The following is a 9,206-nucleotide window of genomic DNA, read 5'->3' on the forward strand; positions in this document are numbered from 1 at the left end:
GCGCGTCGTGGCGGACTTCGGGCCCTTCGGCGGCCTGCGCCTGGAGCACGCCCCGGAGGCACAGCGCCTGGCCGGGCTGATCCGCCGGGCCGCCGAGGACGAGTGGGCGGCGGGCGGCGGCGCCGGCCGGGCGGGGGATCCCGGTCCCGGTGGGGGTGCGCCGTGGCTCCGTCCCACTAGAGTGGACCGCGACGCGGTCGTGGCACCACGCCCGGGCCCGTCCGGCGCCCCGCGCCGACCGTGGAGCCGGCGGGCCGTCCACCAGGAACAGGAGTGACGTGTGGCGAGTGAGGACCCGGAGAACCAGGGCGAGCCGGAGCTCGGCCCCCAGACGGCACAGCTGAACCTGAACCTGCACAACCCCGTCCAGGCCAACCTGTACCGCTCGGACGAGTCCAAGGCCGCCGTGCAGGCCCTCGAGCAGACCCTCCTGGGCTCCGAGCGCGACCTGCGCCGCCGGGAGGCCGCGCGCCGGGGCGGGCTGTCCCTGCTGTCCGCGCGGAAGGTGTGGCGGGCCCTGGGCTTCCCGAACCTCACCGACGACGACCTCTGGTTCACCGAGCAGGACTCCGAGGCCCTCCGGGTGCTGTCCACCATGGTCCTCGAGGAGAAGGTCACAGAGGAGGCGGCGCTGTCCCTGGTGCGCTCGATCGGGCAGATGACCGACCGCATGGTCGTGTGGCAGGTCGAGGCGCTCGTCGAGGACATGGTCGTCCACCGGGGCATGACCGACGCCGCCGCCCGGCGGCAGCTGCTGCACCTGCTGCCCGACCTCATCGACGCGATCGAGAACCTCCTCGTCTACTCGTGGCGGCGGCAGATGAACGCCGCCGTGCAGCGGCTCGCGATGCGCGTGGAGCGCCCGGACGGCTCGACCGCCACCGGCCCCACGTCCGACGACGGGGCGTCCGCCGTCCTCCCGCTCGCTCGCGGGGTGGGCTTCGCGGACCTGGTCTCCTACACCTCGCTGTCCCGGCAGATGAACGAACGGACCCTGGCGAACCTCGTGCAGCGCTTCGAGAACCGCTGCGCCGAGGTGATCGCCGTGGGCGGCGGCCGGCTCATCAAGACCATCGGGGACGAGGTCATGTTCCTCGCCGAGACCCCCGAGGGCGGGGCCCAGATCTCCCTGGCCCTGGCCCGCGCCATCCGCGACGACCCCGAGCTGCCGCAGGCGCGCGTGGCCTTCGTCTGGGGGCGCGTGCTGCCGCGGCTCGGGGACATCTACGGGCCCACGGTGAACCTCGCCTCCCGGCTCGTGTCGCTGACCGAGCCGGGCTCCGTGCTCGTGGACGCCTCGACCGCCGCGGTGCTCTCCGGCGACGACCGCTTCATCCTCCTGCCGCAGCCCACCCGCAACGTGCGGGGCTTCGGTGACGTCCAGCCCGTCGCGCTCTCCCAGGGCGCCGGTCCCGGGCTGGAGGTCGACTTCGAATGAGCGCACCTCTCGTCATCCGCGCGGGCGCGTCCACGGACCGGGGCCTGCGCCGGGAGTCCAACGAGGACGCCCTGGTGGTCACGGCCGCGATGTGCGCCGTGGCGGACGGGATGGGCGGGCACGAGGCCGGTGAGGTGGCGAGCGCCCTGTGCGTGCGCACCCTCGGGGCGTCCCCCCTGTTCCAGCTGGAGGACTTCCGCTCCTTCGAGGTCCTCGAGCCGGAGCCGCCCCGGGACATCGCCCGGTTCCGCGCCGTCGTGGAGCGCGAGCTGCGGCTGGACCCGGAGATCCCCGACGACGCGATCGAGGCCGTCCGCCGGGTCCGCTCCGTGCTGTGGCAGGCGGACCAGCACATCCAGCACGCCGTGGAGGGCCGGGCGGGCACCACCGTCACCGGCGTGTGGCTGATGCGCATCGACGGGCGCATGCTGTGGGTCGTGTTCAACACGGGCGACTCCCGGACCTACCGGCTGGTCTCGCCCCAGCCCGGGGGGCGGGCCGGCGAGGGCGAGGGTGGGCCGCGGATCGAGCAGCTGACCGTGGACCACTCCGAGGTGCAGTACCTCGTGTCGATCGGGCAGCTCACCGCCTCCCAGGCGCTCGTGCACCCGCGCCGCAACGTGATCACCCGCGCCCTGGGCACCGGCCAGGTGTGGGAGCCGGACGTGTGGGTGCTCCCGGCCCGGCACGGGGACCGGCTGATGCTGTGCTCGGACGGGCTGACCAACGAGCTGAGCCCCGCCCACATGGCCCGGGTGCTCGCCTCGGTGCCCCACCCGAAGGAGGCGGCCGACGTCCTGTTGCAGGCCGCGCTGCGCACCGGCGGGCGGGACAACGTCACCGTGATCGTGGCCGACGCCGTGCGGCCGGGGGAGTACGCCCCCGGCTTCTGAGCCACGCGCACGCCGCGTCCCCCGAAGTGGGGGGCATCATGATCCGTCACAACGGCACCGCTCCCACCAGGTCTGTTTACCTTTGAGAACATGGTTCTCTCGCGCCGCTCGTTCGTCCTCTCCGGCCTGGTGCTCGCCGCCTCCGGGGCCTTCGGGGGCGCCCTGACGGAGCTCCCCGCCGGCCGGCGGCCGTTCGTGCTGTGGGGCTCCTCCTCGGCGGCCAGCGCCCTCCACCGGGACCGCCCGCGGGGCTTCCCCGCGGTGCGCATCGACGACCTGCTCTCGCAGCTGCTGGAGGTGCCCGGGACCTCGCGCGCGGTCAGCGGCGACCGGTCGTGGCAGACCCTGGCGATGCGCAGCAGCGCCCACCCCTACCTGCCCCGGCTGGGCTCCGGCTACGGGGTGGGGCGGATCCCGGCCCACGGGTCGCTGGTCGTGCCCACCGTGGACGGCCGGGTGCCCAGCGTCCACCTCGCGATCCCGGGCACCGTCTCCGGTCTGCCGTGCACGATCCAGGCCGTGGGGCGCGACGAGGGGGACGTGGTGCTGCGCCGGGCGGTCCCGGGGGCCGAGCTCGAGGTGGCGCCCGCGTCGGAGGCCCGCTGGCGCACGGCGCTGGAGGAGGAGCACCGGGGTCACGTCCACCTGCTGTGGACGGGCAAGAACAACATCGAGGACCCGGACCAGGTGCTCTCCGACACCCGTGCCGCGTGGGGGGTCGAGCCGGGCACGTCCGTGGTGATGGGCCACTGGCACACCGCGGCCGACCGTCCCGGCACCGCGGGGTGGGAGGAGGTGCGCGCGGTGAACGCGGCCCTCCGGGCCGAGTACGGCGACCGGTTCTACGACACCATGGCCGATCTGCGCGATCCCGGTCTCTGGTCCCTGGCGGCGCTGCGGGCCCACCGGATCGGGGCCTCGCCCGCGGACCGCCGGTGGCTGGGCCTGGGGCTGCCCCCGCGCTCGGTGGTCGCCGCGGACCGCCGGCACCTGAACGCGCTGGGCAACACGATCGTGGCCCACGGTCTGCACCGCCACCTGACCGGCGCGGCGGGTCTCTACTGAGCGCTGCGCGGCCCCGGAGGTCACACCCGGGTCCCGGGGCCCGGACCTCTTGCGCCGGAGTACCGGGCGCCCTAACATACAACCAAATGGTTGTACGAAATGAGCTGACGGACGACGAGGTCGACCGCATCTTCCAGGCCCTCGCGGACTCGACGCGACGGGACATCGTGGTGCGGGTGCTGCGGCAGGAGCAGTCGGTCTCCGCGCTGGCCGCGCACTACCGGATGAGCTTCGCCGCCGTGCAGAAGCACGTGGCGGTGCTCGAGCGGGCCTCGCTGGTCACCAAGGAGCGGCGCGGCCGGGAGCAGGTGGTGCACGCCGGGGTGGCCACGCTGCGCCGGGCGGCGGCGCTGCTGGCGGACTACGAGCAGATCTGGCGCGGGCGGGCCCGCGCCATCGAGGACCTCCTCGCCGAGGAGACGCCCCCGGGGGGACCCGGGGCCCAGGAGGAAGGGAGCATGACATGCCAGTCATCGACGTGCACAAGGACACCGAGGCACTGACCCTGACGTTCGTCGCGGAGTTCGCCGCGGACGTCGAGCGGGTCTGGGAGGTCTGGGCCGACCCGCGCCAGCTCGAGCGCTGGTGGGGCCCTCCCGAGTGGCCCGCCACCTTCGAGGAGCACGAGCTCGCCGAGGGAGGGCGGTGCCGCTACTACATGACCGGCCCCGACGGGGAGAAGGCCCGGGGCTGGTGGACGGTCACCGCCGTGGACGCCCCGCACCGGCTGGAGTTCGACGACGGCTTCGCGAGCGAGGACGGCGAGCCCGACCCCGCGCTGGGGGCCACCCACGGCGTCGTGACGTTCGAGGCCGTCGACGGCGGGACGCGGATGACCACGGTCTCGACCTTCGAGAGCGCGGACCAGCTGGAGCAGATGTCCGCGATGGGCATGGAGGAGGGCATGCGGGAGGCCATGGGCCAGATCGACGGCCTCCTCGCCGGCGCCGTCCCCCGCTGAGCCGCCGGGGGCCCGGCCGCCGACGGCGCAGCCCTCCCCGGTCCTCGCCCGCGCCGCGGGACCGGACGACGACGCCGCCCCGGGGCCTCCGGGGCGGCGTCGTCACCGCCGGGACCGCCGACGGGTGACGGCGTGCGACGGCGGGCCCGGCGGGTCAGGCGTCCTGAGTCACGGCAGCGCCCTCGGCCGGCGCGGTGCCGGAGGCGGGCTCACGGCCCTCCGCCGGCTCCCGGCCCTCCGCGGACCTGCGGCCCGGCTCGGCCGCCCGCTGCGCGGACGCCGCGGCCCGCTGCGCCGCCTTCTTCAACGGCTTCAGCTCGAGCCGGCGCTCGTGCTTGCGCTCCGCCCGGCGCTCCGTGCGCCGTTCGGCCTGCTTCTCGGCGCGGCGCTCCCGCTTCGCCTCCTCCGGGGCCTTCTCCCCCGGTGCCCCGGCGGCGGGGGTGGCGGTCTCCCGGCGGGGGGCGCGCTCCTTGACCGGGGCGCTGCCCGAGGCGCGCAGCCGCCGGTAGTGCTCGGCCGCCTCCTCCTGGCGCCGGGCCTCGATCCCCGTGGCGATCTCGGCCCGCAGGTGCTCCGGCTCGAGCTCGAACGCGGCCACGAGGTCGAGGGCGTGCGGGCGCAGGCGGGCGAGCAGCCGGTCGATGTACTCGTCGAGGCTGCGCCCGCGCCGCATGGACAGCCGGCCGTAGGAGAGGTACCACGCGAGGTTCTTCTCGATGAGCCGCAGCCCGAAGACGTCGCGCAGCCAGGTGAGCACGGTGCGGGTGCCCGGGTCCTCGACCTGTTCCAGGCCGCGGGTGAAGGCCTCCCACTGCAGCAGCTCCGCGTGGGCGCGCGCCGCGGCGATGATCTTGTGCTGGTTCTCGTTGAACAGCGCCGCGGCCTCCGCGCGGGGGAGCTTGGCGCTGGGCCGCAGGTTCTCCGCGATCTCGGCCACCATGGTCTGCACCCGGTCCGTGAGCAGCGCGCGCTGCGCCGACTCCTCGCGCAGGGCGTTGACCGAGCGGCGCACGTCCCCGGTGTCCCGGAAGGCCTGGCCGAGCTTGCGCAGCCCCGACCGGTGGTAGGTGGCCTCGGTGGCCCGGCCGGCCACATAGCGGGCCATCACGCCCACGTCGACGTGCTTGAACTCGTCCGCCCAGTCGGAGAGCAGCCGCTTGGCCACGAGCTGCAGCAGCACCGTGTTGTCGCCCTCGAACGTCGCGTAGACGTCCAGGTCGTGGCGCAGGGAGGTGAGCCGGTTCTTGGTCAGGAACCCCGCCCCGCCGCAGGCCTCGCGGCACTCCTGGACGGTGTCGAGGGCGCTCCAGGTGGACAGCGCCTTCAGGGCCGCGGCGAGCGTCTCGAGGTCCTGCCGGTTCTCGTCGGTGTCCTCGCGGCCGGAGAAGACGTCGTCGTACTTGTGCAGCAGCTCCTGGTGGGCGAAGTGCATGGCGTAGGTCTCCGCCAGCCGCGGCAGCAGCCGCCGCTGGTGCTGCTGGTAGTCCAGCAGCACCTCCTCCTGGACGTCGGAGGACGCGTTGAACTGCCGGCGCTCGCTGCCGTAGCGGATCGCGATGCTCAGCGCGGCCTTGTTCGCCAGGACGGCCGCGCCGTCGAGGGAGACCCGGCCCTGCACCAGGGTGCCGATCATCGTGAAGAACCGGCGGCCCGGGCTCGCGATGGGCGAGCTGTAGGTGCCGTCCGGAGCCACGGCCCCGTACTTGTCCAGCAGGTGGGTGCGCGGGACCCGCACCCGGGTGAAGTGCAGCCGCCCGTTGTCGATCCCGTTGAGCCCGCCCTTGTGGCCGTCGTCCTCGCCGCCCACGCCGGGCAGGAAGTTCCCGTCCGCGTCCCGCAGGTCCACCCAGAACGCGTGCACGCCGTGGTTCACGCCGAGCGTCACCAGCTGGGCGAAGACCACGGCGGCGCGCCCGTGCACGGCGGCGTTGCCGAGGTAGTCCTTCCACGCCGCCGTGAAGGGGGTGTGGATCTCGAACTCCTCCGTGGCGGGGTCGTACGTGGCGGTGGTGCCGATCGAGGCGACGTCGGAGCCGTGGCCGATCTCGGTCATCGCGAACACGCCCGGGATCTTCAGGTCCCGGATGTCCGCGAGCCAGCGCCGGTGGTGCTCCTCGGTGCCGAGGTTGAGCACCGCGGAGCCGAACAGGCCCCACTGCACCCCGGCCTTGATCTGCATCGAGGGGTCCCCGAGCAGCAGCTCCTCGAAGCCCGAGACGTTGCCGCCCGGGTCGTTGTGCCCGCCGTACTCCTCCGGCAGCCCGCGGCTCATCGCCCCGTGCTCCACCAGCAGGTGCAGCTGGCCCAGGACCCGCTCGCGGTGCTCGTGGTGGGTGAGGCCCGGCTGCTGGTGCAGCCGCTCGTCGAGCAGCATCCGGCGGGTCTCGCGCCGGACCTCGGCCCAGCGCCCGAGCAGCACCTCGCCGAGGGCGGCGACGTCCACGGCGGGCGCCGGGAGCCCGGCGCCGTCCGCGGTGGCGGGCCCGGCGGCGGAGCCGGCTGCGGCGGTGGTCGGTCGGTCGACGGTGGTGGTCATGTTCGCTCCTGTCGTGGGTGACCGGCGGTGGCCGGTGCGGTCACGGGGTGGTGGGGCCGGCCGGGGTCCGTGCCGGCCCGGGCGGTGGTCAGGTCGAGGGGGGCTCCGGCACGGGCGCGCCGGGCGGGCGCAGGCCGTCGACGGCCCAGCCCACGATCAGCTCCGTCATCCGCTCGCGGGACGGGCGCCGCGTGCCCTCGCGGGTGTTCATCCAGGCCTCGCCGGCGCCGCGGACCATGCCGATCGTGGACGCGGCCCAGTAGCTGAGCACCGGCTCCTCGAGCCGGCGCTCGGCGGGGGTGTGGCGCACGTGGGCCTCCGCGAGCAGCCCGCTGACGGACTCGGCGAACTCCTGGATCAGCCAGCGCTCGCCGCCGTCCCCGGCCGGGGCGTCCTCCTTGCCGGAGCGCTCGCCGCGGGCCCGCTCGGCCCGGTGCCGGTCGTGCCGCGAGCGCCCGGGGTCGGGGGAGAGGGCCACGACGAAGCGGTACACCGACGCCGAGCGCTCGATGCTGAGCAGGTACTCCGCGACCATCGCCTCGACCGAGTCCTCGAAGGAGCCGGCCGCGCGGGCCGCCTCCTCGAGCCGGTCGCGCATCCGCGTCACCGTGTACTCGCCGACCGCCCTCTGCAGTCCCGCCTTGTCCCCGAAGTACCGGTAGTAGACGGACTTGGAGGTCTGGCACGCGGTGGCGATCTCCTCCATGGACGCCTGCGCGCCGAGCTCGTCCACGGCGCTGCGCGCCGTGCGGATGAGCTCGATCCGGCGCTGCGCGCGGTGCCGGGCCCAGCGGGAGGAGCGTCCGTCCGTGGCGGGCGTGCCGCCCGGGGCGGCGGAGTCAGTGGCGTCGACCTGTTTCACGATACCCAGAGTATCAGGTATTGTCTTTCGTGACGTGATCATCATCACAACACCACCGAGGAGTTACCTGTGAGCGAGTCCACCCCCGAGCAGACCGTCGAGCCCACCGCCGAGCACACGACCCCCAGCGGCGCCGGACGCACCGGCGTGGCCCGCCGTGCGGTCGTGGTCGGCGCCAACCGCATCCCCTTCGCCCGGGCGCACGGCGCCTACGCCAACGCCGGCAACCAGGACATGCTCACCGCCGCCCTGGACGGCCTGGCCGCCCGCTACGGCCTCGCCGGGGAGCGGATCGGCGAGGTCGCCGCCGGCGCCGTGCTCAAGCACCCCAAGGACTTCAACCTCACGCGCGAGTCCGTGCTCGGGTCGGTCCTGGACCCCCGCACCCCGGCCTTCGACGTGCAGCAGGCCTGCGCCACCGGCATGGAGGCCGTCTCCACGCTGGTCAACAAGATCCGGCTCGGCCAGATCGACTCGGCCGTCGCCGGCGGCGTCGACTCCGCCTCGGACGCGCCCGTCGTGGTGAGCGAGCGGCTGCGCCGGAGCCTGCTCGAGCTCAACCGGGCCAAGAGCACCCCGCAGAAGCTCAAGGCCCTCGCGGGCCTGCGCCCGGCCGACCTCAAGCCGGTGGCCCCCGGCACGGGGGAGCCGCGCACGGGGCTGTCCATGGGAGAGCACCAGGCCCTCACCACCGCCCGCTGGGGGATCTCCCGCGAGGCCCAGGACGAGCTCGCCGCCGCGAGCCACCGCAACCTGGCGGCCGCCTACGAGCGCGGGTTCTTCGACGACCTCGTCACCTCCTTCCGCGGCCTGTCCCGGGACAACAACCTCCGCCCGGACAGCACGGTCGAGAAGCTCGCCGGGCTCAAGCCGGTCTTCGGGAAGTCCCTCGACGCCGGGGCCACCATGACGGCGGGCAACTCCACGCCCCTCACCGACGGCGCCTCCACCGTGCTGCTCGCTTCCGAGGACTGGGCCGCGGAGCGCTCCCTGCCCGTGCTCGCCGACGTCGTGGACGTCGAGGCGGCCGCCGTCGACTTCGTGCACGGCGACGAGGGCCTGCTGATGGCCGGCGCCTACGCCGTGCCCCGCCTGCTGGCCCGCCAGGGCCTGGCGCTCGAGGACTTCGACTTCGTCGAGATCCACGAGGCGTTCGCCGCAACCGTGCTCGCGACCCTCGCCGCGTGGGAGGACGAGCAGTTCGGCCGCGAGCGGCTGGGCCTGGACGGCGCCTTCGGCACCGTGGACCGCAGCCGGCTCAACGTCACGGGCTCCTCGCTCGCGGCCGGGCACCCGTTCGCCGCGACCGGCGGGCGCATCGTCGGCACCCTCGCCAAGCTCCTGCGCGAGCGCGCCGACGAGACCGGCCGCCCCGCCCGCGGGCTCATCTCGGTGTGCGCCGCCGGCGGCCTGGGCGTCTACTTCCCGCCGCTGGTCATGGGCGCCACCTA

Annotated in this window: 8 protein-coding genes and 1 pseudogene; 7 read left to right on the top strand and 2 right to left on the bottom strand. The window is 74.5% G+C overall.

What is annotated here, in order from left to right; all coding sequences use genetic code 11:
• The 6 genes and pseudogenes from CRM73_RS16635 to CRM73_RS16660 form a co-directional block, all read left to right on the top strand.
• Nucleotides 1–277, top strand: a pseudogene (locus tag CRM73_RS16635) (hypothetical protein); the annotation flags it as partial.
• Nucleotides 278–280: 3 nt separating this feature from the next.
• A complete protein-coding gene (locus CRM73_RS16640; RefSeq protein ID WP_017833845.1) occupies nt 281–1,438 on the top strand; it encodes an adenylate/guanylate cyclase domain-containing protein in 1,158 nt (385 codons plus the stop codon).
• On the top strand, nt 1,435–2,331 hold the full coding sequence (locus CRM73_RS16645; RefSeq protein WP_229588565.1) for a protein phosphatase 2C domain-containing protein: 897 nt from the start codon (nt 1,435–1,437) through the stop codon (nt 2,329–2,331). The genes CRM73_RS16640 and CRM73_RS16645 overlap by 4 nt, the downstream gene beginning before the upstream one ends.
• 90 nt (nt 2,332–2,421) lie before the next feature.
• Nucleotides 2,422–3,396: a hypothetical protein gene (locus CRM73_RS16650; protein ID WP_109222363.1), complete on the top strand. Its 975-nt coding sequence runs from the start codon at nt 2,422–2,424 to the stop codon at nt 3,394–3,396.
• Between the two features lie 86 nt (nt 3,397–3,482).
• On the top strand, nt 3,483–3,899 hold the full coding sequence (locus tag CRM73_RS16655; protein WP_229588567.1) for a metalloregulator ArsR/SmtB family transcription factor: 417 nt from the start codon (nt 3,483–3,485) through the stop codon (nt 3,897–3,899).
• Nucleotides 3,860–4,357, top strand: coding sequence for an SRPBCC domain-containing protein (locus tag CRM73_RS16660; protein WP_035926429.1), 498 nt, complete (start codon nt 3,860–3,862; stop codon nt 4,355–4,357). Before CRM73_RS16655 ends, CRM73_RS16660 begins: the two co-directional genes overlap by 40 nt.
• Before the next feature lie 154 nt (nt 4,358–4,511).
• Here CRM73_RS16660 and CRM73_RS16665 read toward each other — a convergent pair whose 3' ends face one another.
• Both CRM73_RS16665 and CRM73_RS16670 read right to left on the bottom strand, forming a co-directional pair.
• On the bottom strand, nt 4,512–6,893 hold the full coding sequence (locus CRM73_RS16665; RefSeq protein ID WP_109243384.1) for an acyl-CoA dehydrogenase: 2,382 nt from the start codon (nt 6,891–6,893) through the stop codon (nt 4,512–4,514).
• An 88-nt stretch (nt 6,894–6,981) separates the two neighbouring features.
• Nucleotides 6,982–7,755 carry a TetR/AcrR family transcriptional regulator gene (locus CRM73_RS16670; RefSeq protein ID WP_229588569.1) on the bottom strand — a complete coding sequence of 258 codons (774 nt, stop codon included), beginning with the start codon at nt 7,753–7,755 and terminating at the stop codon, nt 6,982–6,984.
• Between the two features lie 69 nt (nt 7,756–7,824).
• Here CRM73_RS16670 and CRM73_RS16675 point away from each other — a divergent pair.
• Nucleotides 7,825–9,206: acetyl-CoA C-acetyltransferase (locus CRM73_RS16675; protein WP_370658558.1), on the top strand; the 1,382-nt coding region annotated here is incomplete at its 3' end.

It is taken from the genome of Kocuria sp. CCUG 69068, from assembly GCF_020833785.1.
GTDB lineage: Bacteria > Actinomycetota > Actinomycetes > Actinomycetales > Micrococcaceae > Kocuria > Kocuria rosea.

Bases quoted from the DNA above. Each gene is read 5' to 3' on its own strand.
- CRM73_RS16665 (WP_109243384.1), bottom strand. From the start codon at position 6,893: ATGACCACCACCGTCGACCGACCGACCACCGCCGCAGCCGGCTCCGCC.
- CRM73_RS16655 (WP_229588567.1), top strand. From the start codon at position 3,483: ATGGTTGTACGAAATGAGCTGACGGACGACGAGGTCGACCGCATCTTC.
- CRM73_RS16660 (WP_035926429.1), top strand. From the start codon at position 3,860: ATGCCAGTCATCGACGTGCACAAGGACACCGAGGCACTGACCCTGACG.
- CRM73_RS16650 (WP_109222363.1), top strand. From the start codon at position 2,422: ATGGTTCTCTCGCGCCGCTCGTTCGTCCTCTCCGGCCTGGTGCTCGCC.
- CRM73_RS16645 (WP_229588565.1), top strand. From the start codon at position 1,435: ATGAGCGCACCTCTCGTCATCCGCGCGGGCGCGTCCACGGACCGGGGC.